This window comes from Pseudomonas sp. GW821-FHT07G10, from assembly GCF_059418545.1.
Window position 1 is genome coordinate 1 of record NZ_JBWKQB010000024.1, and the last position, 25869, is coordinate 25869.

The 25869-nt window shown below is 54.2% G+C and carries 23 protein-coding genes and 1 pseudogene; 4 read left to right on the forward strand and 20 right to left on the reverse strand.

Going from position 1 to position 25869, the window contains the following annotated elements; genetic code table 11:
- Positions 1-119 precede the first annotated feature (119 nt).
- The 4 genes and pseudogenes from AC07O1_RS22735 to AC07O1_RS22750 form a co-directional block, all read right to left on the reverse strand.
- A pseudogene (locus AC07O1_RS22735) lies at positions 120-305 on the reverse strand (MFS transporter); the annotation flags it as partial.
- A 139-nt stretch (positions 306-444) separates the two neighbouring features.
- Entirely contained in the window at positions 445-1338 is an 894-nt protein-coding gene (locus AC07O1_RS22740) for a glycine betaine ABC transporter substrate-binding protein (protein ID WP_495090198.1), read from the reverse strand.
- Positions 1339-1515: 177 nt separating this feature from the next.
- Positions 1516-1785, reverse strand: a complete 270-nt coding sequence (locus AC07O1_RS22745) for a cupin domain-containing protein (protein ID WP_495090199.1) — start codon at positions 1783-1785, stop codon at positions 1516-1518.
- Positions 1782-3470, reverse strand: a complete 1689-nt coding sequence (locus AC07O1_RS22750) for a choline dehydrogenase (RefSeq protein WP_495090200.1) — start codon at positions 3468-3470, stop codon at positions 1782-1784. The genes AC07O1_RS22745 and AC07O1_RS22750 overlap by 4 nt, the downstream gene beginning before the upstream one ends.
- Before the next feature lie 405 nt (positions 3471-3875).
- Between AC07O1_RS22750 and AC07O1_RS22755 the strand changes: the two genes are divergently transcribed.
- On the forward strand, positions 3876-4718 hold the full coding sequence (locus AC07O1_RS22755) for a LysR family transcriptional regulator (RefSeq protein ID WP_495090201.1): 843 nt from the start codon (positions 3876-3878) through the stop codon (positions 4716-4718).
- A gap of 480 nt (positions 4719-5198) precedes the next feature.
- Here AC07O1_RS22755 and AC07O1_RS22760 read toward each other — a convergent pair whose 3' ends face one another.
- Entirely contained in the window at positions 5199-5633 is a 435-nt protein-coding gene (locus tag AC07O1_RS22760) for a hypothetical protein (protein ID WP_495090202.1), read from the reverse strand.
- A complete protein-coding gene (locus AC07O1_RS22765) occupies positions 5608-6120 on the reverse strand; it encodes an RDD family protein (protein WP_495090203.1) in 513 nt (170 codons plus the stop codon). Before AC07O1_RS22765 ends, AC07O1_RS22760 begins: the two co-directional genes overlap by 26 nt.
- Before the next feature lie 202 nt (positions 6121-6322).
- On the opposite strand from AC07O1_RS22765, the gene AC07O1_RS22770 reads away from it, so the two are divergent.
- Positions 6323-6619, forward strand: a complete 297-nt coding sequence (locus AC07O1_RS22770) for a tetratricopeptide repeat protein (protein ID WP_495090204.1) — start codon at positions 6323-6325, stop codon at positions 6617-6619.
- A 116-nt stretch (positions 6620-6735) separates the two neighbouring features.
- Here the strand turns inward: AC07O1_RS22770 and AC07O1_RS22775 are convergent, their stop codons facing one another.
- Positions 6736-7137 carry a GFA family protein gene (locus AC07O1_RS22775; protein ID WP_495090205.1) on the reverse strand — a complete coding sequence of 134 codons (402 nt, stop codon included), beginning with the start codon at positions 7135-7137 and terminating at the stop codon, positions 6736-6738.
- Between the two features lie 169 nt (positions 7138-7306).
- On the opposite strand from AC07O1_RS22775, the gene AC07O1_RS22780 reads away from it, so the two are divergent.
- Positions 7307-7765: a metallophosphoesterase family protein gene (locus tag AC07O1_RS22780; protein WP_495090206.1), complete on the forward strand. Its 459-nt coding sequence runs from the start codon at positions 7307-7309 to the stop codon at positions 7763-7765.
- A gap of 38 nt (positions 7766-7803) precedes the next feature.
- Here AC07O1_RS22780 and AC07O1_RS22785 read toward each other — a convergent pair whose 3' ends face one another.
- The 6 genes from AC07O1_RS22785 to AC07O1_RS22810 all read right to left on the reverse strand — a co-directional run bounded on the left by AC07O1_RS22785 (position 7804) and on the right by AC07O1_RS22810 (position 17822).
- On the reverse strand, positions 7804-9342 hold the full coding sequence (locus tag AC07O1_RS22785) for an MDR family MFS transporter (protein ID WP_495090207.1): 1539 nt from the start codon (positions 9340-9342) through the stop codon (positions 7804-7806).
- Positions 9335-10540, reverse strand: coding sequence for an HlyD family secretion protein (locus AC07O1_RS22790; RefSeq protein ID WP_495090208.1), 1206 nt, complete (start codon positions 10538-10540; stop codon positions 9335-9337). The genes AC07O1_RS22785 and AC07O1_RS22790 overlap by 8 nt, the downstream gene beginning before the upstream one ends.
- The gene (locus AC07O1_RS22795; protein ID WP_495090209.1) at positions 10533-11000 is read right to left on the reverse strand and encodes a MarR family winged helix-turn-helix transcriptional regulator; all 468 of its coding nucleotides are present in this window, start codon (positions 10998-11000) and stop codon (positions 10533-10535) included. The genes AC07O1_RS22790 and AC07O1_RS22795 overlap by 8 nt, the downstream gene beginning before the upstream one ends.
- A 568-nt stretch (positions 11001-11568) precedes the next feature.
- Positions 11569-13812, reverse strand: a complete 2244-nt coding sequence (locus AC07O1_RS22800; protein ID WP_495090210.1) for an nSTAND3 domain-containing NTPase — start codon at positions 13810-13812, stop codon at positions 11569-11571.
- A 4-nt stretch (positions 13813-13816) separates the two neighbouring features.
- Positions 13817-16081 (reverse strand): AAA family ATPase, encoded by a 2265-nt coding sequence (locus AC07O1_RS22805; RefSeq protein ID WP_495090211.1) that lies wholly within the window; start codon positions 16079-16081, stop codon positions 13817-13819.
- A 310-nt stretch (positions 16082-16391) separates the two neighbouring features.
- Entirely contained in the window at positions 16392-17822 is a 1431-nt protein-coding gene (locus AC07O1_RS22810) for an IS1182 family transposase (protein ID WP_495090212.1), read from the reverse strand.
- A gap of 239 nt (positions 17823-18061) precedes the next feature.
- Here AC07O1_RS22810 and AC07O1_RS22815 point away from each other — a divergent pair, with 239 nt between their 5' ends.
- Positions 18062-18967: a hypothetical protein gene (locus AC07O1_RS22815; protein WP_495012382.1), complete on the forward strand. Its 906-nt coding sequence runs from the start codon at positions 18062-18064 to the stop codon at positions 18965-18967.
- On the opposite strand, the gene AC07O1_RS22820 is transcribed toward AC07O1_RS22815, so the two are convergent.
- The 7 genes from AC07O1_RS22820 to AC07O1_RS22850 all read right to left on the reverse strand — a co-directional run bounded on the left by AC07O1_RS22820 (position 18964) and on the right by AC07O1_RS22850 (position 25788).
- On the reverse strand, positions 18964-19092 hold the full coding sequence (locus tag AC07O1_RS22820) for a helix-turn-helix domain-containing protein (protein WP_495090213.1): 129 nt from the start codon (positions 19090-19092) through the stop codon (positions 18964-18966). The genes AC07O1_RS22815 and AC07O1_RS22820 overlap by 4 nt on opposite strands.
- A gap of 467 nt (positions 19093-19559) precedes the next feature.
- Positions 19560-19961: a hypothetical protein gene (locus tag AC07O1_RS22825; RefSeq protein WP_494993076.1), complete on the reverse strand. Its 402-nt coding sequence runs from the start codon at positions 19959-19961 to the stop codon at positions 19560-19562.
- Positions 19962-20321: 360 nt separating this feature from the next.
- Positions 20322-20843, reverse strand: a complete 522-nt coding sequence (locus tag AC07O1_RS22830; protein WP_495090214.1) for a DUF2846 domain-containing protein — start codon at positions 20841-20843, stop codon at positions 20322-20324.
- 71 nt (positions 20844-20914) lie between these two features.
- On the reverse strand, positions 20915-21532 hold the full coding sequence (locus AC07O1_RS22835) for a hypothetical protein (RefSeq protein WP_495090215.1): 618 nt from the start codon (positions 21530-21532) through the stop codon (positions 20915-20917).
- A 337-nt stretch (positions 21533-21869) separates the two neighbouring features.
- Positions 21870-22322, reverse strand: coding sequence for a hypothetical protein (locus AC07O1_RS22840; RefSeq protein WP_494993060.1), 453 nt, complete (start codon positions 22320-22322; stop codon positions 21870-21872).
- A gap of 689 nt (positions 22323-23011) precedes the next feature.
- Positions 23012-24484, reverse strand: a complete 1473-nt coding sequence (gene cuyB / locus AC07O1_RS22845) for a cysteate racemase (RefSeq protein ID WP_495090216.1) — start codon at positions 24482-24484, stop codon at positions 23012-23014.
- An 11-nt stretch (positions 24485-24495) separates the two neighbouring features.
- Complete coding sequence (locus AC07O1_RS22850) at positions 24496-25788, reverse strand: dicarboxylate/amino acid:cation symporter (RefSeq protein WP_495090217.1); 1293 nt, start codon at positions 25786-25788, stop codon at positions 24496-24498.
- Positions 25789-25869 lie beyond the last annotated feature (81 nt).

Genomic DNA, 25869 nt, shown 5'->3' on the forward strand with positions numbered 1-25869 from the left:
GCCGAATATACGTGTGCAGTCGGCACGGGCGCCAAAGCAAAAGGGGCTTGCAATGAGGAGGAGTCCATATACGGACACCCGAAGCGGCTAACAGTCCAATCCGGTCAACAGCAGCCACCGGTAGCGGCGACCATTCCTTCCCAGAAGCTGTTCAGCTCCAACGCTGATGATATTTGCAGCATGACCACGCCGATGATGCTCAGCAGGTATCCGTCTACGAATGAACCTCCCGCAGATCGAATAGTTGGCTTGCGGTGAAATTCATTAAGTGGGACATCTTCAATTGATACACATGAGTTATTCATTGCTGTTTCCTAACGCGGCGCCACGAGCACACGGGCGCGTGCATCTGTGTCCTGTGCAGAGGTTGCCAAGCTACGGCAGTGATTCTGTTGGATGCGGGCCGCACCTCGTCCTGTGGACGGCCCGTGAGATTAGCCTGGCTTACTGCTGGGATGACGCTACAGCAGGCGCTGATTTGAGGATGGCCTGATAGGTATCTTTGTGGTCGGCGTAGTACTGAGCGACCACTTTGTCAGCCGACGACTCGCGTGCCTGTTTCATCATGTTTTCCAGGTCCTTCATCGGAATACTGAAATGTGCGAAGAAGTAGGCCACCTGAGGAAAGTCCTGAGTGAATCCTTTGCGGGCCACGGCGTGGATCTGCTCGGCTTTTCCGTAGACCTCTTTAGGGTCGTCCAGGTAGCGCAGAGACCAGGTCGAGAACATCCAGTGCGGGCTCCAGGCATTGAGCAACGCCCATTGGCCTCGCTTGGTGACACGGTCAAATTCGTTGAGCATGCCAGTTTCGGAAGAGGCCACCAGTTTATAGCCGTCAAGTTTGTAGTCAGCGATAGCGCGGGTAGCCGTTTTGTACTGTCCGTTACCCACTTCGGAAGTCAGAATCTTGCCGCCCAGTTTTTCTCTCACTTCCGGCTTGTTCAAATCCTCAATGCTGGACAGCTCACTCTCCGGAATGCTCGTAGGAACAGCTAGGCCGAGGCGCCCTTCATAAAGCACGCCCAGGTCTTCCAGCTTGTCTCCGTACTTGTCCCAGAAAGGCTTATGGCTGTAGGTGAGCCAAGCCATCGGAATCATGTCGACTTTTCCAACAGACATTGCCTGGAACTGAATACCGATATCGGCCATCACCAGTTTGACGGGTTGCTTGAGCTGATCTTGCAGGATCGTAGTGGCCAGCTTGGTGGTAATTTCCGCATCGGCCCAATTCACCCAACCGATGGTGATAGGCTTGGCTTCGTCTGCATGAGCAATGCTCGCAAGGGTGAGCAGTGTGATGCTGGCCATCCAGCAGCCAGCTTTTTGTGCGAAGGACATTCGGGTGATCATCGGGCATCTCCAATGTTATGAGTTATTGGTTTGGCAGATAGATGATTGGGTGCTGCCTCGAATTGTTGTGAATCACTTCTGAAGTGGGTTCTTCGAGGCGAGCGTTGTGGTCGCAACCAAGTAGTTGCATTCGTTTATGTGCTTCTTTCTGGTCCTTTTTGACGTTCAGATGTACTGGTAACGGTTGGTGATCGGAGAGCTGATAGCCCAACGGCCCTCAACACCTTTTCGAATGGTTACGTGATTACCGGGACCAACCGAGACTGGTGGATTGGTTGGGCTATGAATTACGGCCTCACCACTTTGCACCACAAATTGAACGTCCCGGTCGTAGCCGTATTCGAAGCGATCAGTGTCGCCGCTCTCCCATAGCTCCCATTGCTGGGATTGCTGCTTTTCTTCTGCTGTAGCCTGGCGCTGGATGATCTTTGTCATGTTGTTTTTCCTGAGGACATCAGGCCGACATCTTTGCTGGCCTTGGGAACAGATAGCTGGCTATGAAAAGGCAGTGAGTCAGGCGTCAGCGGCTGTTTGCCCAACAAAATGTCGCTGGCCTTCTCTGAAAGCATGATCGTCGCCGCGTTGATGTTCGCGCTGGGCACGGACGGGAATACTGAGGCGTCGATGACCCGCAGGTTTTCCACGCCAAGTACTCGCAACTGGCTGTCCACTACCGCTGTCGAGTCGTCGGAGCTGCCCATCTTGCAAGTACCGCAGGGGTGATACGCACTAGCAGCGTCTTCGCGAATAAACTCGTCCATGGCTTTGCCGCCACGGATGTGAGTACCGGGGGTATCTTCGCGGTAGTTGTAACGCTTGAATGCTGGCTGAGCAGCGAATTCAAGACCAAGGCGCATGGACTCGCGCATGACTCGCCAGTCTTCCTCGGTTGCCATGTAATTCGGATTGATGCGCAGCGGATCAGATACCTTTGCGCTACGCAGACGAATGTTGCCGCGACTGGTTGGACGCATTGGGCCGACGCCGATCCGATAGCCGTAGGTTGTGGAGACAGGAATCCAGTTTTTGTCGAAGAACACTGGGAAGAAGTGAAACTGGATATCTGCGTGCGGGGTAGTCGGTGAACTGTTCAGGAACGCCCCGACATGGCACTGGTTAACCGAAGCGACACCCTTTTTGAATCCGAACCACTGCATGCCTGCCCACAGCATACGATGGGGTTGCAACTCTCGGTTAAGTGATATCGGTTCCTTGGTCTCGATCTGGATGTGGCATTCAAGATGATCCTGCAAATTCTCACCCACCCCGGGTAGATCAACCTGACAGGCTATGCCGTGCTCTCTCAGATGCGCAGCTGGACCGATTCCCGACAACATCAACAGTTGTGGGGAGCCGAAAACCCCACAGCTAACAATGGATTCTTTTCGCGCACGAACGTCGATCATCTTGCCTTTACGGAGAACTCGAAAACCGACGGCTCGCTTGCCTTCCAGAATAATTTTCTGGACTTCACAACCCAGCCAGATCGTCAGATCAGGGTGTTCACCCATAGTGTGCAAGTAGCCGTAGGCTGAGCTGTTGCGAACACCGTCTCGCACGCTCATTTCGAAGCGTGAGACGCCTTCCTGCCGATAGCCATTGACATCGTCTGTCAGTGCGAAGCCCGCCTGCTGGCCTGCTTCGAGGAATGCTGCATTGAGTGGGCTGAGCTTTTCCTGACGCTGGGCGCGAATCGGTCCGTCATGGCCACGGTATCGACTGTCGATAACGCTGGACTCAATTTTCTTGAAATACGGTGCGCAGTCGGCCCAACTCCACCCCGTGGCGCCCTCAGCTTCCCAACGGTCGTAATCCAAGGGGTGCCCGCGTAGCCAGGTCATGCCGTTGATCGAGGACGAACCGCCCAGAAGGCGCCCCCGCGGTTGCTGAATGCGGCGGTTATTCAGGTGGCGCTGTTCTTCGGTGTAGTACCACCAGTTGTATTGCGAGGTAGGTTTGAACGCCGAGCGCAGCCCAGCTGGCATGCGAATGATCCACGATTTGTCGGACGGGCCGACCTCTAATAGCAGTACTTTAAACCCCGCATCAGAAAGTCGGCGCGCTTGCACACATCCCGCAGATCCAGCACCTGCTATTACATAGTCAAATTCGGCATTCATTCGGGGTTCTCCAGCACAATCGAGCAGGCGTGCTTCATCAGGGGCAGGTTGCGGGCCACGCAGCATGTCAGTCGAGCAACCCCGGCGCTGAATGGTTTTTTTATTAAAAGAGTTGATTGGGGTTTGGGAGCAGATTACCCAACTACAAATTGTGTGGATATTTAATAAAAGTTAAGTGCGGCTTAAAAAAACGTTATACGGAACTCGAAATTATTAAGGCAGAGGTTATTTCCACGGAAATACATTCGCTCGTAATGCATTGAATAGTCTGCTTTATATGAGTGAGGCTTATCCGTTGGCCGTTCCTGATTGAGCTAGCCGCCCTGTGCGCGTAGCATCCGGGGCATTCTATCGACGGCAGTACAACTGTTTGTGGGAGGCAGGGTGAGACACCTGGATCTGACATTGCTTCATGCTTTCAAGGTAATCGTTGAGTGCAAAAGCCTTTCGGTCGCTGCCTTGCGACTGCACAAGACACAGGCAGCGATTAGCATCCAGCTGAAAAAGCTGGAGGAACTGGTTGGCAAAAGGCTGATTGATCGTGGGCACCAGACCGCTGAGCTGACACGGGATGGCGAGCTTCTCCTGCAATACGCTAATAAGATGCTGGCCTTAAGTGATGAAGCGATGGCGCTGTTCATCGAAGAGGAAGTGTCGGGCACCGTACGGTTTGGTATCCCCGACGACTATGCGAGCGCATTCCTTCCACCAGTTCTCCAACATTTCACCAGGCGCTACCCGAACGTACGGCTCAAAATACGCAACGACATCAGCCAAAATCTATTCACTGGCCTCGAAGGTGGTGATTTGGATTTGGCCCTGGTCACGCAAAGAAATGGCGACGGAAATGGCGAGATACTTCGAAGCGATAAGCTTCAATGGGTGGCTGGAGAGTCCTACCATCTGTCACCAGACGAAACGGTACCTCTAGCGCTGTACCCGCACGGTTGTGGGTATCGCCGCCAGATCCTGACGGCGCTGAGCAGTAGCCAGAGAGAATACGAGATAGCATTCGAATGTACTGGCGTAACCGGTGTTCAGCTCGCTATTGAGAGTGGGCTGGCGGTTGCGGCGACCTCGTTACCATTGATTCAGCCGAGTTGGCAGATACTGGATGCTGTTGTAGCTGGATTACCCCCTCTCGGGAACGTCACCATTGAACTCAGAATGGGGAAAAACCAGAGTAATCCGGCTGTTCAGTACTTCGCACAGGAGCTGCGCAAGCATGTAGTTCCGCATGTTGGTTAAATCGGGTCCGAGTATCAGACCAATCAGCAAGAACGCCATGAAGGCATCCAAACCTAGACCTGAGCTGCGGCTGAACTCACCGTTCGTTATCCTATTATCTTATTTAAAGCATAGGCTTATACCCTTTACTGTGATGTTCCTGCGATCTGTGGAAAGATCGTCTGCAAAGACTTCAATTCAGGTAAGGGCACCGTCGCAGGGGCAACTGGCATGGGATGGAAATATCTATCAGTTGACTGTCTGCTTCTGGCCGTTTTTTGACTATCGCCACCGGCAGCAATGGGTCCAGGCTGTGTGAAAACCTTTTTGAGCGCTACGACGGCTCGAAAAGAGAACGAAATTTCCGCTTCTATCCAATTTTTGCGTCCGTTAACCGCGAAAAACCGGACAGGTTTTACCTAGCAGCGTGGGTCTCAAAGTAGTGGCTGTATCTTCAAACAGCCTGTACCCAAGGTCGGACATGCGACCGGCTGGAAGTAGTTAACTAAACGTTATACAAACAAGCTCCATCTCTACCAACGCATTTCCACAAGCGCCTATGAGATCTCGCACGCAGTAAAGCCTCCATCCCTTGCCCAATCCCCACTTGGCAGCAATCGGTTCAAGTGAGGATTCCTTTTCCTGCGTTGCCCGAGCCCAATCATCGTGCCCGATCTCAGCGATCAGTTGCGCTTGGTAGACCTGAAAAAATGGAAGTAATCTTTTCGCTTGATCGACGTCTATGAGGACCAAGTCTGCTGTATCGAGTTGCTGTTTAACATTTTCGACCAGTTCGCGAGCCTGCAATGGGAGTGCATCTAACACTGACTCCAAGGCTGACCCTGACTTGTCGGCACTTTGGAACGTACCGCAAATGATGTTCCCTCCTGCCATAGCCCTGCGGTCCGACTTAGGATTGACCACCATCATAAACATCGGAAAGACTCCTAACCTTATGGCTGAGCATCCCCGTCTGAATCACGATGGTTTTGGCATGCATGTCACCCAGTCGTGTTCTGGACTCCAGAAAAATCCATACCCAATCAATGATGATCAGCGCTCCGGCATTACGGGTAAACGACTGAGACACCGTGCAGCCGAGGAACGTTTTTCTATCGACAACCGCAATACTCAACAAGCGCTTGCCGAGGCTTTGGCCATTAGGTAGGGCATCCGCAAAAAGCACGTAAGCGAAGGCGATCAAGCCCGCTGAAACAATCAGGGCACTGGGCGTTATACCGGTGATGTAAGCAGACAAGGTGTCAGCGATGACCTTGACGATAAAGAAGATCAACACCGCAATTACGCAATCAATTACTTTCGCGATAAACCGACGGCTGATGCTCGCCAGAATTTTAGGTTTTTTGCTGTTGCTTTTTGCGTCCATGGTATTTCCGAGATCAGTTGGGTTTTCGGGATTCATCAGCTAGACGGCTGTCCGGCATGCAAAGCTTCTGCCGCCAAAAGGCTGTTATTCGTTCTGGCTACAGGTATTAGATGCGAATGATATCAAAACGATATCATTTAGGCGTACCCCAGTCTCTATTCATTTAGCTCGGTTCTTTGGGAACTTAGTGAGTGCAGCGACGGGACCCAGTCATCCCTGGAGCCTCTTCATATGCGGCATGCGTGTTCAGGGAGTTGAGAAGGATTACCAGCAGGCGGTTTCTTGGTTCCGCAAGGCCGCCGAGCAAGGTAGTTCAGCTGCCCAGCGCAACCTTGGTGTTCGCTACTCCGAGGGCAGGGGTGTGATGCAAGATAATAGCCAAGCGTATGTTTGGCTTTCTGTTGCTGCTGCCAATGGGCAGACAGAAGTCGAAGCTGATCGAAATTATGTAGCTGAAAAACTATCCAGACCCCAACTGGAAGCAGCGCAAAAAATAGCAGGGCAATATTCTGAGAGATACCAATCGCATCGCTGATTTCTGGTGTGCGTATTTTTTATATGTGGGGTGTGCTGCTGGTTGTTCAGCGTCGCTATTGACCGCTTTTGGCCGACTTCTGCCCGTCTCGAAGGGCTGCAACCGACCCACCGCTGTCACTGGTGTTGCGGCCAATGATCCGTGATTTCATACCATGAGGCCTTGGATGGGACCTGAACGTGCTTTTGTTTATCGGAGGTGAATGTTGTATCCACGGTGCCCAAGGCGATCGAGATCCAGGCAGAGTATTCACCTTGGCTTGTTGACCAGAACAGCGACGAACCACACTGGCCGCAAAACTGACGCAGGACTGACTCAGAAGACTGGAACGACTTAATGCAATCGGCACCGTGAATAAGCTGCAGATCGCCACGCAACACACTGCCATAGCTGGCAAATGCGGCCCCATGGCTTTTGCGGCATTGGCTGCAATGGCAGTGAGAAAGTGCTTTAGGTCGTGAATTGATTTGGTATTTGATGGCGCCGCAAAGGCAGCTACCCAGGAAGGGGGCATTCATATAGGGGAGCACCTTCAGACAAGGAGGCCGCCAATTTAAACAGCCAGCGTAGACGAAGTCGACCGGCTGCTTCTGGGCCGAACGCAGCCCGTAGAGAAGATCTCGCACATCACAGAAATTTGTCACATTACACTGTGGTCAACTTACTGAGCTTGCTCTGGTGAATGGCATGAAAGTTGGCGTTATTTCCGATACTCATGGATTGCTTCGCCCCGAAGCCCTTGCTGCCCTGGCGGGATGTGAGCAGATCATTCATGCCGGGGACATCGGTAGCCCCGAGATTCTTGGTCAACTGGCGTCTATAGCGTCATTACACGTCGTGCGTGGGAACAATGATCAAGAGGCTCCGTGGGCAGCCAATCTCCCTGATCTTCTGCGTTTCGACGTCAACGGATGGCCAGCGCTGTTGGTACATGACATTGCCGATGTCCCGGTCGAACTGGATACAGGCATCAAGCTGGTGATCACCGGCCACTCCCACAAGCCACGGATAGAATGGCGTGGGGAACAGCTATTTCTCAATCCTGGTAGCGCGGGACGGCGACGCTTCAAGTTGCCGGTGACCCTGGCTCTGCTTGAGATAACTCCAACCTCAGTTGAGCCTCTACTGATCCACTTATTGGAGTGAAGAGCGAGGGGTTGCTATCGAACCCACGCGCACTTGATCTATTCCATGACCGGTGCGGGTTCTTCATTCGCCTGAATTTTTGGGGCTTTGATAATCAGCAGCAGCGGCATGACCGCCAGTGACAGCACCATCAGCAGCTTGAAGTCATCCACGTACGCAATCCAACTGGCCTGCACCGTGACCATTGCGTCCAGTGTTGCGCGCCCGGACGCGACCATCGGGTCCAGAAAGTGCTTGACCGGCCAGGCGTCGAAGGCCCGGTTGAAGGGCGTGACGTAGGCCCCTATTTCCGCGTGGTTGGCCTGGATGTTCTGCGTGAGCAGCACCGTCACGATGGAGATCCCGACGCTGGAGCCGACATTTCGCGACAGGCTGTAAAGCCCCGTGCCTTCTGCCCGCAAGGACGTTGGTAAGGTCGCGAAGGCAACCGTGGTCAAGGGCACAAACAGCATGCCCAGGCTGGTGCCTTGAATGAAGCCGACAACGATGATGGTTTGTATCGAGACATTGGGCGTCCAGCCCGTCATCAGCCACATCGACAGCGCTGACAAACCCAACCCCGTCAGCAGTAACAGGCGGGTATCGACTTTGCCCAGCAGTTGGCCGGCGAGGAACATGGTCAGCATCGTGCCCAACCCGCGTGGGCCCATCACCATGCCGGCGGTCAGCACCGGATAGCCCATCAGGGTTTGCAGGTAAGGGGTCATCAGCGCCAGCGAGGCCAGGTAGGTAATGCCGACGATAAAAATGAAAATGACGCTGATCGAAAAATTACGGTCCTTGAACAGCTTCGGGCTGATGAAGGGCGAATCAGTGGTGAAGGTATGGACCAGAAACACGTACGCGGCGACAGCGGCCACCACCGCTTCGATCAGGATTTCACCGCAAGAGAACCAGCCCAGTTGTTCACCTCGGTCCAGAAACAGTTGCAGGGCCATGATCGCTACGCTCAACGAACCAAAACCGAGCCAGTCCAGCCGTGACGAGGTGTCGGTCGACGTTTCGCTGACGTAATAGATGATCCCGGCCAGCGCCAGCAGACCAATGGGCAAATTGATGAAAAACACCCACCGCCAGCTGAAGTTCTCCGTCAGCCAGCCGCCGAGCATCGGGCCCAGCACTGGGCCGACCATGACCGACACACCAAACAGGGCCATGGCTGAACCGCGCTCTTTGAGGCTGTAGATATCCAGCAGAATGCCTTGGGACAACGGCACTAGCGCCGCACCCGCAAGCCCCTGCAGCAGACGGGCCAGGATGATTTCCTCCAGCGACTGCGCCAGGCCGCAAAGGATCGACGAGACGACGAAGCCGACAATCGCCCACAGCAGCACGCGTTTGCGCCCGAAGCGTCTGGCCAGGAAGGCAGAGGGCGGCGTCATGACGGCAGCGGCGACGATATAGGAGGTCAGCACCCAGTTGATCTGGTCCGAACTGGCCGAGATGCTGCCTTGCATGTAGGGCAGGGCGACGTTCGCAATGGTGGTGTCGAGCGCTTGCATGATCACCGCCAGCACGACGCAAGCGGTGATCATCCCGCGATGGGCCACCGGTTGCGTCGTTGCCGGATTACTCATTGGCGGGGGCCTTGCTCGCAAACAGCCCCGAGAACATGGACGGAAGGCCGCGCGCCGAACCTGTATCAATCTGCGCTTCCACACTCATGCCGGTGCGTAGCGGCGGTTTTTGTCCGGCATCATCGATGCTGATGCGCACGGGGATCCGTTGCACGACCTTGACCCAGTTGCCCGTGGTGTTTTGCGCAGGCAGCAACGAGAAGCTTGAACCCGACGCCGGGCTGATGCTTTCGACGGTGCCGTGCCACCGGACGCCGGGGTAACTGTCGACACTGATATCCACGGGTTGACCGGGCTTCATGTGGGTCAGTTCCGTTTCCTTGGGTGACGCGGCGACCCACAGGTGATCATCCGACACCAGGCTGATGCCTGATTGTGGTGGTTGTAGATAGGAACCGACTTGCAGCGAATCAACGTTGGTCACGACACCGTCGAACGACGCCCTGACGACTGAGTTGTTCAGGTTGCGCTGCGCTTCGTCGACGGCCGCCTGGGCCTGTAGAAACGTGGATTGTTGTTCGACCTGCGTCTCGATATGCCCACCCAATTGGGCCAGCACCATTTGTGCGGTGGCCTTGGCAACGGCGATTTTTTGCCGGGTGCTGTCCAGTGCGTGCTTGGCATCGTCGTAGTTGGTTTTGGACACCGCAGAAACGCTGACCAGGGTTTGCTGACGCTGGAAGCTGGCCTGGTAGTACGCGAGGTCGATTTGTGCCTGATCGATTTCGGCCAGCGCCTGGTTGTAGTTGGCCTTGAGGTTGAGGATCTGATTGCGCACGTTGTCCCGTTGCGCCTTGGCACTCGCCAACGCTATCTGAAACGGCTCCGGTTTCAGGGTGAACAGTATTTGACCTTTGACGACCCGCTGATTGTCTTTGACATCCACCGAGGCGACCAGGCCCGAGACATCCGTGGAAACGCCGACATGATCAGCCTGTATGTAGGCATTGTCGGTGGAAATGATCTGCCCGCCTGTCACATACAGGTAACCGGCGACCAGAAGCGCCACGGGCAACAATGTAAAGAGAGCTTTGCGTACAAGCTGCCGTTTTGGACGGGCAGGGGAAGCACTGCTCTGGCTGCCGTCGGTTTGCCCAAGGTCTGGTTTGCGCGCCTCGGTTGAAGCGGGGCCGTCCAGTCGTGAGGTCACGGGCAGCACAGGAGTCTGTGCAGGTGACTTCAGGCGTTGATCAGCCATGGCGGCGCGTCTCCTCGTCGTCGATGGGAAGACTGCAGGCTTCGATCAGGTTGGACCTCATCCGCTTCATCATTTGCAGCAGCAGTTGTTCTTCCTCTTCAGAGAATCCGTTCGTGGCCTCCAGGCGTGTCGATCGGCCCATGTCACGCATGAGTTCCAGAAGCGGATGAGCCTGCTCCGTCAAAAAAAGCAGGGACAGGCGTCGGTCCGTAGGATGCCGGCGCCGTTCAAGCAGCCCGCGTTCCTCCATTTTGTCCAGCAGACGCACAAGGGTGATCGACTCCAGCTCCAGTAAATCCGCGAGGCCTTTTTGATGGATCCCCTCGTTCTTCGACAACATGGCCAGTACTTGCCACTGCGAGCGGGTGAGGCCGACATGCCGCGCCCGCTGCTCAAATCGCTTGCGCATCAACCGGGCGCTGTCATGCAGGGCAAAACCAAGTGTCAATGTGTCAGTCATGTCGAGGTCTGCGGCTAAGAAGTTACCTCATCATAGTTTAGCTTGTGATTAGCGTGCTATCTAAATGTGCGGATTGTTCGACAAGATCGGTCGAAATCAGTCATTCCCGCAGGTTGAGCCTCAGCAGTGCCAGCTGCCTGGCCCGTGCCTTTCGCCGATGGCAAAACAACCCCCCGGGAATGATCGGCGGCAAATACTTGGCTGAAGGCTGAAACCGGGAATTGGGTTGCGCAATGGATGAGCAAGTGTCGGCGCAGATGTTCGTTTGGTGCCTGCTTTTGGTCGATAGTTGCCTTTCGCGAAGGGCTGCTATCGACCCATTGCTGCCGGTGGGACAAGGCAGAAGCCGGACAGAAACGGACGTTACTAAAGGCACTCAGGCTCGGTGGATTAACCCATTGAAGTCAGTCGACCTACTCGAGTTCATGCCTTGAAGTCGTCATTGGAGGGTACGATTCGGGGCGCGGATGTGGAACCGTTGACCTCTGCGATGCCGCGCTGATTTGACGGGTGCGGTCGAAATGGTTTTAAGCAAGGGCAAAGACTCAGGCGCCAATGGCCAACCAAGCTACTCATCATTGAGCCCCGGCATAACCGTCATCATCGAAAACATAGACTTGATTTCCGAATCTGAGATATCACCTGACCCAGCTTGCGTACCAGTGTGCTGATAGGGGGTTTCGTCAGCTTCTTTCTCGCGTTCTTCAAGTGCTTCGCGTCGGCTCTCAATGTCTCGGGTGAGTGCCTCGTCGACGCCAACGCCGTATGTCCTTGCGGCGATGATAAGTTTTTCGTGAAAGGTACTGAGCTCTTGGCTGGAAGAAACATCGGCAAGTTTGTCGTCGATGCCGAAAATGAATCCTCGTAACGCATCGGCCGCTGCGTTATGTACCACGCTCGCTTCAGCTAGTTGATCCAATGCGTCGGCAATGCTCGTGATGTCGTCAATCGCCAAGTCTTCGCCAATGTTGGCGAGCATGTTTGCAGAGGCTTCCGTCAACACGTCATGAGTTCGATCAAGAAGGTCGCCCGTCTGAAACTGCAGCTGCTTCAACTGTCGCAGCGAAAACAGGCACTCGTAATAATCTCTACGCTCAATTCCTTGTGCCTTTAAGTTGTTCGTTACTCTGTCAAGAATCGACTGGATCTGGAGCCCCGGCAAATGTCCGCACATCTCGAGGATGTGCCGGAGAGATGCAATTGCTGTAGTGCTTCCATGGTTCTGAATGCGATCCATAGCCTCTCCCCATAGGCCTTCATTGCTGAACTGGCTCTGACAGGTCGTGATATGAAGTTTGAAGAAACTCCATGCGCTGCGAAACTCGTAGATCGTTCCTACGGCTCGTACGACAACTGGGAGAAGCTGATCGTCGATGACGACCTTGCTTAGGAAGTCGCGGATGCCTGGGTTGGCAAACGAAATTTCCTGCTCTTCGACTGACACGAACGAACCGCTCAATTCCTTCAGCCCATTGCGGAAGCGTGGGACTGCTTCTGATGGAGCGATCTGATAACCCGCACTTGCAACGACACGCTTGAACATCTGAAAGCAAGAGTCGGTCCCTACATACGGGCCAGAGAAAAAGATCGCCCACATCAAGTACCTCGCATCAGCGCTCAAGTGAGCTCGATACGGTCTCTCCCAGAGCTCCGCCGGGTTATCCAAAACACGCAGCACTGCTGTCTGAATGGGTTCCTCCCGCACCGAGTAATAGTCTGCCGAGGTCAGCAGCTCAATCAAACGAGGGCTGAAGTTTCGGTGATCAATCATTTTGAGAAAAAAGTCACTGTCCAGGAGCTTGGCCTTTTCCTCGTCGACCAAATCAGAGAAGTAGAGGTGGTTGAATACAATCTTTGCCTTGATGCTGCGGGTATAGACCCCGACGTTCAAGACCATTTCGCTCGCAGTCACGAGAGGTGACGAAAGCTTGTCCGATTGAATCTGCGCTTGGTTGAGAAGATACGACCTGGTTGTCAGAATGAAACGCAGATCTTTGTTGTTTCGAAGTCGGTCCAGGAAAACCGGTAGTCGCTGGTCGACCCTGCCAAGCAACTCGTTGGTCAAGCTGATCTGACCCAGGAAATCGTCGAAGAAGATGAGCCGCTTTTCACCGGCAGTGCTAACCGCCATAGCTTCTTGAAGGTCGTCAACGACGAAAACTTTCCAGCTTTGCTCCATATGCAACCAAAGCAACATGCGTCCAAGCGTTGTCTTTCCGACACCTGGCTCGCCCGCAATGATCAGCGCTCCGCGGTCTTGCAGGATCTTTTCGGCTTCACCCAAGCTCGCGTTGTGGACGAATTTTGGAACTAATTGCTTGATGCGTGCGAGCTCAGCATCCGTCCTGTTGTAGACCGCGCTGTGCAATATTCGCTCGAGAACAACTGTGCTGGTCAACCAAAGCTTGAAATGCTGGCGCAATACATGGGGATGCTTGCCCAAGAGGTTGTTCAAGTCTTCGCGACCTATCACGTCGCCAACGCATAGAGGCGCGGATGGCATTGCTTGTACGACTTTGCCTTTCAGAGCCGGTGTAAGTGATATTGATGTGGCAAGGATGTAGCGGCTTGGAGCCAATCTCAGGACCTTCTGATCTTCCTTAGCTGCTGCCCGAACTAGACTCCTGCTCCCGCCCTCAACATGGTGCTTGACCTGAATCACCACTCCCTGATCCGCCAAGGCAAATCGGAAGTCGATTCCGCCGTCTTTGCCTGGGCCAAAACTCTCCATCGTGATTTTGAACTCCGCCTGCAGCAGGTCGCGCACAAGTAGTTCGAAGTCGATCGGCGAAAGCGTTCGGAAGTCGTACATGCGGTCAGGCCTGTGTCGCTGCAATCAAGGCGTCCATGTGCGGCTTGTCTTTTTCCGTGATGGCATCGATCAGGTCTTTGACGGCATGCTCCAGATCAAAGATAAGTTCGTTGTTGCCTGCAAGCCGATCAAGCGTGTTGCCGTGGCTGAAGTAGTGGAAGATTTTGAGGATTCGCTTCGCCCGTTCGACGCCAAATAGAATTTCTGCGCGTTCGTCAACCTGCTCTGTGTCCTTCGGGCCAGGAAGCCTGGAGTAGGTGTAGAGCTCGACGAAGCGTCTCATCGCATTCGGGAGCAACATCAGAACGTCGTGAGAGGTCTTGTCTGGTGCCTGGTTGAACCGATGAATGACTTCGAATAGGAAGTGGTATTCGGATTGATAGCGTGCCAGTGACGCCGGCATGTTTTCCAGCGTTGACGACTTCTCGGCAATTCGCTTGATCAGAAAGAGCCGTGCTCCCTGTTTGCTTGCTACAGGCTTGATTTCCCTGAGCAGACTGAAGAACTCAAAATTGTGCGTGGAGACGAAAAGCTGCATGCAAGTCGTTTGCCACGGCGCGTTTTTGTCCTGCTGCGTGAAGAAAAGCGCCCGTATAGCAGCAGTCACCTGAAAAATGTGATTGGCGTCCAAACTTGAGATCGGGTCGTCGATGTAGACGATGGTTTCCTTGAACTCTGCGGGCTTGATCTCCTGCAGTTTTGTAAGGAAGTATGAGAAGGCAATGGCCGTTCGTTCCCCGTCGCTCAGATTCTTTGCAGCGGCCCCGTCCTTTCGAATCATTTGAAATCGATCTTGGCCTGCTGGGTCTTTGACGACCTTTATCTGAACAGTCTCGCTACCCAGCATCGAAGCCAAACGTTCATTGATCTTCTCCCTGCCTTGTTGAGCTTGACTGATCTCGGCTTGGAGCCTGTCGATCTCTGGCTGGAGTTTGGCGACGTAGGCCTTCAGCCGGTCGTACCGCTTGGCCTGCCGATCCTTCTTCACCTCCAGGCCGGCGGCATCCTGTTCATCAATGAACTGCTGCACGTAGTGATATTTTGCCTTACGTAGGGAGTCAGCTCTGGCCTTCGTGAAGTTCGAGGCCAGTTCATTGTTTTGTTTGATGATTAAATTGACCGCTGCTACTGCGTCCTTGATTTCTACCTCCAGGCCTTGGGCCAGTGGGCTGGGATTCATAGCTTTGCGTGAGTCATCGGCCTTGCGTTGAACCTCGCTGGCAAGTTTCGTGACCGCCTGGTTGAGTGCATTGATGGCAGCCGGCAACACATCGATTGCGAGGTTGTAGCTGTCTCGAAATTGCGGGTTGAGTTCGGCAGCTTTGGGCCATTCCAATCTGAACTCTGCCGCTTTCACTCGTTCAAGCAATTCGTCAACTTTCTCTTGGTGGTCTGCCAGATCTTTCGAGAAGTGAGTGCGTAATGCCTCAAGACGAGCCGGTGATAGCTCATTGCCGCAAAACTCACACGCCCCGGTGCTAGGGTGTAGGTGCAAGCCACTTTGCACCCAGCGCTCGATAGCTGGGTTCTCTTCAAGATGCTTCAGGGTGCTGGAAAAGCTTGGCGTTGCGGCAAGCACTGTCACGGCCTCTTTGTGCAGCTCCTCAATCGCTGGAGATGCGTATAGCTCATCAACAGTGCTTGGTCTCTTGGAATCAGGCGTCAATGCCAATTCAATGGCATCGGAGAGTTCTTTCTCCATCAAAAGCTGGGAGTCGAGAATGCTCACGGTCTGCACATCCTGCCCCAGATGCGCGGCCGTATAGGGGTCAACCTTTAAGCGTTGGCGGATGAACTTGGCAGCTTCTGTCTTAGCCTGGGCGATGTGTGACTTCAGAGCTTCGACCTCACCATTCAGCTTGCGCTGAACCGAATCAGAATGTTTGATCCGCTCCCCCAGCTTGTCGATCTTCCGCTGTGCTGCCTCGGATTCTTTGCCGAGTAGAAGGATGGGGTTGAAGCTTCCGCCATCGAAGTGCAGATTGGCCGCTACAAAATCGGAATTGAAAACGCGAACTGAGATGTTGTTCCGAGTGAAGTTCTTTTCGGTGATCGCATCATTACCAGTACCAAAGGAGAATTCGCATCCGGATAAGTCTGGGTTGGCTGTCTTTGCCTCAAGCTGAGCGAACAGCCGGGAGAGGGTTGTCTTCCCAGAATAGTTCCAGCCGTAAAAGAGGTTCTTGATTCCGAACTCTTGGGTGTCCGCAGGCTTGTTGTAGTTTTGATAGACCCCAAGCCCTTTTATTTTCTCGATGCTCTTAAGCATGTTTTCTCCCTGATCTAGACGTAAAGTTACCTGCAATCGGGTCAGCAAACCATAGCGCGGTCAGAAGAGTCGCCGAATGTTGGGCTCCTTTGATCTTGGTCAGTCTTCGGTTCCCAAAAGGAGCCGGTCGCCAACGGCAGCTACTGGCCCAGAGTGTGTAAAAACGCTCAAGGCCTCATCGTCTTGGGTCATTGACGTTCGTTGCTGAACGATCGCATGGCAAATGCTGCGTGTTGCATCATTCGCGACCTGGAACACGTCAACGCTGTTTTTACAGCCTCTGGGATGGGCCAAAATTGGCTTTTTTTTTTTATGCCGACAGCGCCTTCATTAAGCCGTGAGCACCGATGATTTTCATAACCCGTTTCAAGTTGTAGGCGAGCACATTCAAACTCATCTCCGCACCCACCCCGGCCAGCTTTCGCGTCAGGAAGTGCGTCGCACCCATCCATTGTTTGAGCGTCCCGAAGAGATGCTCAACCGTCCGTTTTCGGACTCGCATCATCTCCGGTGCTTTGCTCAGCCGAAGCTGCATTTCCTCCAATACGGCTTTATGCTCCCAGCGTCGAACTCGTCGTTCCGTGCTCGGTGTGCATTGCGACTTCAACGTGCAGCCCTGGCATTTCGAACTCCAGTAACGATGCAACTTCAGGCCTTTTTCAACGTAGGAATAGTGCCAGATCAGCGCCTCTCCAGCCGGGCAAATGTATTCGTTTTTTGCCGCGTCATAGATGAAGGCATCGTTATTGAAACGCCCGTCAGCCTTGGCTCCAGAGGTCATCGGCTTGGGCACGTAGGCGGTGATGCCTGCATCGTGACAAGCGAGGATTTGTTCGCTTTTGAAGTAACCTCGGTCAGCCACCACCGACAACGTATCTGACGCCATCGCCTCGCGGGCCTGCTTGGCCATCGAGCTGAGTTGATCTCGGTCGGAACCGACGTTGGTCACCTCATGCGCAACGATCAAATGGTGCTGAGTATCGACCGCTGTTTGCACGTTGTAGCCGACGATTCCAGTGCCACGCGTCATCATGGAGCGGGCGTCTGGATCGGTCAGTGAGACCTGTTTATCCGGCGATTCATTGAGCTGGATTTCGATCGCCTGAAGCTCCTTCATTTGCGTTTTTAGCATGGCGATTTTCTCTTCCAGCCGCACGGTGTTGGGCTCGGTAGCTGTTGGTTCTTGCCGATCGGCTGCATCGAGCGAAGCCAGGTAACGGCTGATACTCGATTCAATTTCTTCCATTCGCCGCTTCAGTTTGGCGCTGGTGAAATTGCGGTCGCGGTTGTTGACGGCTTTGAATTTACCGCCGTCGATGGCAACCAGATGTTCTCCGAACAGTCCCAACTGCTGACACAGCACAACGAACTGGCGGCAGACACCTCGAATGGCCTTGCTGTTGTCTTTTCGAAAGTTGGCAATGGTCTTGAAATCCGGCATCAAACGCCCGGTCAGCCACATCAGTTCGACGTTGCGTTGAGCTTCTCGCTCCAAACGTCGGCTCGACTGGATGCGGTTGAGATAACCGTAAATGTAGATCTTCAACAAGACCGAGGGATGGTAAGCAGGCCGGCCAGTATCAGCGGGAATGGCACCTTCAAAACCCAGATTGACCAGGTCGAGTTCATCGACAAAGACGTCGACGACGCGCACCGGATTGGTATCGCTGACGTAATCGTCGAGGCTTTCGGGAAGTAAGGTGCCTTGGCCTCGATGTTCACCTTGGATGAAGCGCTTCATGGGCGATCCCTACGATGAAATCCTCAGAAATCATAGCAAGGGTTCGCGGAGGTGTTTTTACACACTCTGGGCCGTTAACTGCCTGCTAAGAACTGCCATAAGCGCCCATTCATGGCTTGAAGGTCGCCTGTTGCTCACGTCCCCAGGGCCTGATCCGCACTTTTTCGCCTCACCTGCCACTTTCGCCACAATCGGCGTGGATCTAAAGTCAGGGGCGCACCTTCAGGGGACTTCCAGTCATGTACAGCTCGCTTGCCATACCGAGCACCGCTCGCCAATTGCATGACCGGATCTATGCTGGCGAGATCATTCGCTTCACTGACCTGCAGCCCATGACGGCGCTGGTGGAATATACGCGTGCGCTCCTCGAAGACGCGCTGCATCCCTGGTCGCCGCAACAGATCCATCGCCATTTGAGCCACCCTGAGCAGACTGAGCGCTTTGCGAAAATTCAGAACGACTTCGCAGGCTCGGCTGAGGTCCAGCAGCGCTGGCAGGACGTCGTGCAAAGCCTTGGCATCGCCCCCGATACCCTGGCGTGCGATCGCCTGCATTTGCGTTTTCAGCCGCATTGCGAGCCAGGGCAGTCGACGCCGCGTGCCCGCACGACGGCCACCATCGCGTTTCACCGCGATACCTGGGGGTCGAATATCTATGCACAAACCAACTGGTGGGCGCCCATCTATCCCATCGCGGCAGGGCGTACCGTCGCCTTGTATCCAGGCCTCTGGCAACGACCGCTGGGTAATTCGAGCGCAGATTTCGATATGCGCGCCATTTTGCAGCGATCCCATCGAGACGGCCGCAATGCCGTGGATGCCGACGAAGCCATTCCGCATCTGCTGGAAGCGATCGACCCGCAGGAGGGGATTGCCGTCGATATCGCTCCGGGGAGCCTGATCGCCTTTTCCGGGGCTCATGCCCATGCCGGCGTCGGCAATAGCACCGGGCTGACACGCATCTCCTTCGAGACCCGATCAATACTGATCGCCGACCTGTTGGCCGGATTGGGAGCGCCCAATGTCGATGGTCACGCGCCGTGGAAGACTATTGGACTGTTTCGCCGAATGAACGATGCGCAACGCCTGAACGAGATCCTTGGCTGCGGCTTTATCGAGCCCTATCTGCGGCCAGCAGAGCCCTAACGCTGGCGCCGGTAGTCGCTTGGGGAAAGACCGGTGTGCTTGCGAAATACATGGGCGAAGTGACTGGGGGTGGAGTAGTCGACTTCATTGGCGACAGTGACCACGCTCAGTTGTGTTTCGCGCAATAAGCGCCCCAACGCCTTGAACGAACAGGCGGCTGGCCACGGCCCGTTCGGCTTCTTCGCGCAGGCATTGCAGCAATTCGACCAGCTGCGGATCCTCGAAGCCGGACACATCCCGAAGCGTGGCGTGTGCGGCGTTTGCCCCCGAAGACGTCCTGCAGTGCCTCGTCGAATAGTGACAGGCCCAGCAGCACCATGACCACTTCGAAAGGTTCGGGGCTTAACCGTCTCCAGCGAAAGTCATAGGGCGCACTGGCGGCGGTGAGGAAAAGCGAGAGTCCGCTCCCACAGAACTGCGGTGCTATTCCAACGACAGCTTCTGGCCGATTTCTGCCTGTCACCAATGGCCGCAGTCGACCCGAAGCAGACGGTGGTCACCTGCCGATATTGGCCAGAAAAGGCCATTCGATCCGTCTACGAAAATGGGGACGATTCATAGAGTTGTCGTGGTTGAGTATTTAATCAGTGAATTATTCTTGGTAAGTGGTGTTATTTTTAATTATTGCAGTGGATTGGGTTTCGATTGCACTGCACTTAATTAGGTTTTTGGCTAGGAAGTCTACAACCTGCACTTTCTCTTTTAAAGATAAAGCATCGGTGGCTTGGCGTTGAATTTCTTTGTTCAGGTTCTCTGTTAGCGTTTCATATGAAGAGCTGAGCTGGTGTGATAGGGCGTAATGTGTGCTGAATTTAGATTCATACTCTTTCTTGGCTTCTGGCTTGATCAATACTTGTGCGGCCGCATAAAACGCAGCGCAGCTTGTGTTAGCCATTGCAAGAGGTTCAAGACTCAAGCCTTTTTGATCCGCTGACACGTTGTGAGTAATTGCTGAAAGTGAAATTAAAATTATCTTCAGATGCTTGCGTTTCATGTCTTTGGATCCGGTATAACTACAAATAGGCCCTAAATGGGGCAAAAAACGCTTTCGTGGACTTGGTGGATAACATTCCTTGTTTCCTGCCTAGGCTGGGTTTTGCAGCGGTCCGATGACCACATAAGGGAGTTATACACCATGGCTGGAAAGCCACGGTTACTCTCGCAGATGCACGAGCAAATTCAGCTTAAACACTACTCGATTCGCTTTGCGCGAGTCTACTGCGACTGTCCGCTCCTGGCCGATTTCTGCCTGTCGATAAGGGTTGAAATCGACCCAAAGCAGACACCTTAAAAACACACTTCGCTCTTCTCTGTTTCTCGGACCAGGCCGGCAGCAATGCTTAGCCCTGTTCGTTCACAGTGCGGTTGCAGGCACCTTCTGACACCATTTGATAGAACGCAAAGCCTGCTCGGTAGGTACTAGCGCATAACGGGAGTAGAAGCGTGTTCCACCGTAGCGGCCGTCATCCACTTCGCCCAGGGTCTGTCCATCCTCGTAGGCAGAGGTGCTGATCTGATCTGCAATGAAATAGACCTTGCCATTCTCGACACTGATATCGAAACGCTTGTTGACCTTACCGCTGATGATGGGTGGCGAGGTTGATTCAACCCTGTACTTACCAGCAGGAATGCTGGCCTTGAAATAACCACCGGATGGCAGGCTAGCGATGGCTTTGCCATCCACCTGGATGGTCGGCGCCACACCATAGCCGATACTCGCGGCGGTGCGATAAAAGTACACCGTGGCCTGGTCTGGGCTGGCCTCTGCGGGGGGCGTGAAGAAGGGTTGGCCCTTCAGGTCGGGACCGCTTATGCAGCCGGTAAGTAAGGTCATGCTTGCGAGCAGGCAAGCCCAAAGTAGCGTGCAGCGTTTCATAGAAGGACATTCCTTGAACGGGGGGAGGATCACTTTGCGCCAGCCCGCATGGGAAGGCCGGCCGAGTCGACTCAGTACCTGCATAGCCCTTTACCGTTGTCAGTTGCATCGGAGCTGGGCCAGGGTTCGAAACCACTCTTGGCGGTCAGATTCAAAATCTTCCGGTCATTGAGTATCGGGTACTTCCGCTTCAGATTACCCAGTGTCTTGTCGTCGTTGTTCACGTTGGACAGGCAGAAGCTAATGGCATTGGCGTAGAGGTCACCGATGTAGGCCATTTCCCCGGCTTTCACTGTGAAAACCACAGGCGCTGTGCGTGCCATTGCCCGGCCCGCGTAATACTGGTAGCTCCAACTCGTGACTTCATATTCCCCAGCTGACACTTCATACATGAAGAGATTGCCCAGCAAATTCGGTGATGGCTGATCGTCCTCATTGTGCAGGGTAGATAGCTGGAGGATTGAGTTCGGCTCTCCATGCTTCCTGATCTCGACCACCAGCCCATGCGGCTGTGTCAGGAAGCCTTCCGTAATCGAGCCAAGAATGATGGCTTTACTAGGATCAGGTTCGCGTTTGCCGTCATATCGTGAGGTAGCGCATCCGACCAAGAGGGTGGTCGAGAGTGCGATAGCTGCCCAAATGAAAAGTTTGTTGCTGACTTTCCGTAGCATAGGACTTGTAAGTTCCATGATTGCCTGTTGATTCAGGAGATGCATTCTAATGAGTGATGCGTAAAGGCACCCGGCAAAGCCATGACGCCTTCGACATCGCAACATGAAGTGTGCCCCCTTAAGGGGGTTGTGGACTCAGCAGAGATTACCCATGCCGTGAGATGGTGGCAAATTGATATGTTTGCGCTAACGATTGTGGCGGCGGGCCAATGCGCGGCTATTCCGTATCCGTGAGAGGTGACTGCCCGCTCCTGGCCGATACCTGCCGGTTCGGATGCCCTGCGCGGCGTCCTGTTTGATCTGCATTGAGTAGTTGGCCACCGCAACCTGCGCGGGCGGGTCAAAATGGCCGTGGCTATTTCACCGAGCCTCCTTGCCTGATATCCCCGCAAAAAATATCTACGTTGCCATCTGTTGGTGCAGTTCGCACAACAATGGAGTACTCACCGGAAAGCAGGACTGGCATTGCGACAGGTGCGCCTCTTGAAAAACTCCAGCCGCGTATAGCTTGGCGTTTGGTGTTGACCTGATCATTCATTGCGTAGGCGACTGGCCCGGGTTGCTGGCAGCTGCCTTTATTGATGAAGGTGTAGAGGCGCAAGGGCAGCGAGGCTCCGCTTGGAACACCACTGATGAAGAAACTGAATCCGGTTTGTTTGTCCCAGCTTGTCAAAGTTGCATTGCCGATCTGACCGAGGTTGCGGTGGGTGGCTACCAAAGGAACGCTCACTCCATGGTCTGATGAAGTGGTGCAGCCGAAGAGGCTTGCGGTGACCATTAGCGCTGCAAGTGAGTTTCTGAGCTTCATTACCAACCTCCTGCGTTGAAGAACGGTAGCGGGTATAGCTCATAAATCGCCTTCCAGCCGACAGCTACCGGTCTCGAAAGGCTGCTAACGACCCAAGCTGTGTGAAAACGCATGCACCGTTTTGGGTGGCAGCTGTGCGCGGGTTCGCAGACCGAGGAGTCAAGACCCGGCGATACCCCAAACTATCCGCAGCGAGCCAGTGAAACAGGAGGGGATTAGTCTTGTGCCTGCGGATACGAAAAAGCCCGCACAGGGCGGGCTTTGAAAATCAAGTAGGTGGCCGGTGCTGGTCTCCGGCTTACAAGGTTTATCAGGCGTCTCACAGAACAGTTTTGTGCTCTTCTGCTTCACACGGCATAAGGGCTGGATCTCATCACGGAGATCTTTCTAACCGTGTACCCTTGGGAACGCGCCCCACGTTTCCTTGCTATCCTCTTGTTGCGCATCAGTCTGCGTCTTCACCTACATCTTCAGAATAGCAAAAAGTCCGAAGCGCTGGCCGGGCTTTTTAGACCGATTTTATTCAAGGGGAAGAGCGGCAGGATGGAAAAATGCTATCGCCAGCCGGACATTTCTGGTGCCGTTCGAGTGGGGTACCGACATCGCCTGGAAAAATGCTCGCTGTGCCGGCAGGGGGTAGACAAGTGGCCCCCTGAGCTTGCTGTTATCTGCCTGGAGTCGGTGAGAATTTACCGAGTTTCACGGGCAAGCTGAATGCACTTCATTGCCAGAATGGTTGTCGGGTCGATCAACGCCACTGTATGGCCTTTGATCATGAAGGCGTCGCTGTGCTCCAGAACCAGAGGCAACTCTGTACATCCCAAGATCAGCACATCGGCGCCCAGTTCACACAGGTGCTCTGCGGCGGTGAGGAGCTGGTCCTTACAAATGCCCTCGGTGAATCCGGCCTTGATACCACGCTCCCCATAAATGGCATCCATGACCAACGCTTGGTAATCCACACCCGGTGCGATTATTTGCAGCCCGGCTCGCCGGGCTGCCTCGTGGTAGACCAGACTTTTTATGGTGCCCGACGTCGCCAGCAGCCCAACTGTTTTGCCCGCACCGTACTGTTGAACGATAGTCTCCACCGTCTCGGTAAGCATGTTCACAATGGGTACACGCAGGTGTGCCTGGATACGCTCAACGAACGCGTGAGCGGTATTGCATGGAATCGCAATAGCATTGGCTCCAGCGCTTTCAAGCCGTTTGCAGGTTGCATACATCGCCATCGTCGGATCCGTCTCGTCATACAGCAGGTTGGCTGTGCGATCGGGAATCTGGGGGTTTTGTTCGACCACCATTTTGATGTGTTCCTGATCGCGGCCGGCCGGGGTATGCGCAACGACCTTACCCATGAAGTCGACCGTTGCGGCAGGCCCCACCCCACCGACAATCCCGAGTTTGAATGGAGGTCGATTCGATTGACCTTTTTCCAGGGTGGCGAAGCCAGCATAAATCTCGTTGATATCCAGGACAGTGACACCCCGACGCTGCAGGTCGCCACAGACCAGCGAGAGCTCGGTCATGCCAGGCAAGACGATCGTGGCGCCTTGCTCCTGAAGCGAAAGGCAAGCCTGATACACACACTCCAGCGGTACTCCGTCAAGGTATCCATCTTTGATACCGTTGACCCCATACATCGCCTCCATCAACCCTGACTGCTCGTCATTACCTGGATAAACCAGCTTGAAGTCAGCGCCGAAATAACGCTCGAACAAACCGGAGTGGCAAACATAGTCTGAAGCGATAATGCCCAATGTAGCGCCTGGTTCGCAGATATGGTCAATGTGCTTGCGTAACGCTGCCATCATGTCCAGAACAGGTATGCCAATCTCCTCCTGGATCTCCTCCCGGAAGGTATGGCTGGCAAAACAAGGCAGTACGACCGCAGTGACTGCGCTTTCCTCGAATGACTGACAAACCTGAAAAACATAGAACTTTCTGGAGGTCATGCTTGCGCCCTGGTCCAAGGGCATCAAGACATCTTTGAAGGGGGGCTGTTCAAACAGAAAGTGATAGCGGCCTTGATCCTCCAGTACAGTCCTGGACTTCACCAACTTGTAGAAAAGATCGCCGCCGGCCAGCGAGCCAAGCCCACCCACAATGCCTAGCTTGCGTACAAACGATGACCCACGAGACGGCTTCGATTTAACTTTCATCGTAATAGCTCTCAGGCGTTGGCTACAGTTCGATTCGCAAGTGTGGAGGCCTCGGTTTCAGATGCGTCGTCCGGCTCCTCATGAGGCTCTGATTTGGCGACTACAGCCGTTGCGATGCTATTGCCAACGACGTTGGTGGCGGTCCTGGCCATATCGAGGAACTGATCAATGCCAAGGATCAGCAAAATCCCCGCTTCTGGCAGATTGAACATGGGTAGCGTCGCTGCTACGACAACCACCGAAGCTCGGGCTACGCCTGCCATTCCCTTGCTGGTGATCATCAGCGTCAGCAAGATCAGAAGCTGCTGTGTGAAGCTCAAGTCAACATTGTAAGCCTGAGCAATGAACATGATCGCGAACGCTTGATACATCATCGAACCGTCGAGGTTGAATGAGTACCCCAATGGAAGTACGAAGCTGGATATGCGCTTCGGTGCGCCAAATTTCTCCAGGGCCTCCATGGTTTTTGGATACGCGGCCTCACTGCTGGCAGTCGAGAACGCCAACAGAACAGGCTCACGAATGAGCTTGCCAAGGGTGAAGACTGAACGACCCAGGAACAGGTACCCGGCAGCAAACAAGACCGCCCACAGGATCAGAATACCCAGGTAGAACTGGGCAATCAGTTTGCCGAAGTCGACTAACAGGCCCAGACCCTGGGTGGTGATAGCGGCAGCGATTGCAGCGAAGACGCCGATAGGTGCAAGCGCCATGACATAGTCGGTGATCTTGAACATCACCTTCGCCAACTCTTCAATACTGTCCGTGATCCTGGTGTAGCCGGCGCGCTTGACGCCTGCCAACGCGAATCCGAAGAACAGCGAGAACACTACAATTTGCAGGATCTCGTTGTTTGCCATGGCTTCAGCAATGCTGCGAGGGAACACATGGCTGATAAACACCTTGAGGCTGAAGTCACCCGTGTTTACGGCTATAGGCGCCGCGGAGGCCTGAGTCACTTGCAGATCCAGACCTGCGCCTGGCTGGAAAAGATTCACTAGCATCATGCCAATAAACAACGAAATCAGTGAAGCGCAGACGAACCAGGCCATGGCTCTTGTGCCGATCCGTCCTACCGACCTGGAATTTCCCAGGCTGGCAATGCCTGCGACGAGGGTGGCGAAAACCAAGGGAGCGATGATCATCTTGATCAGACGCAGGAAAATGTCTGTCACCATTGAGAAGTAGGATGCGATCTCTTTTGCAGCTTTTTCATCAGCTGAAAAATGATGGCAAGCCCAACCTGCAACGATGCCCATGGCGATGCCGAGAGCGATCTGGCGGGGTAAGTTATTTTTTTTCACGGTGCTTTCCTCAAGTGGTGTTGTTGCTTTTCTACTTGGCAGGAGACAAGACAGGAATGACCCAATGCTCTACGGCAGCGG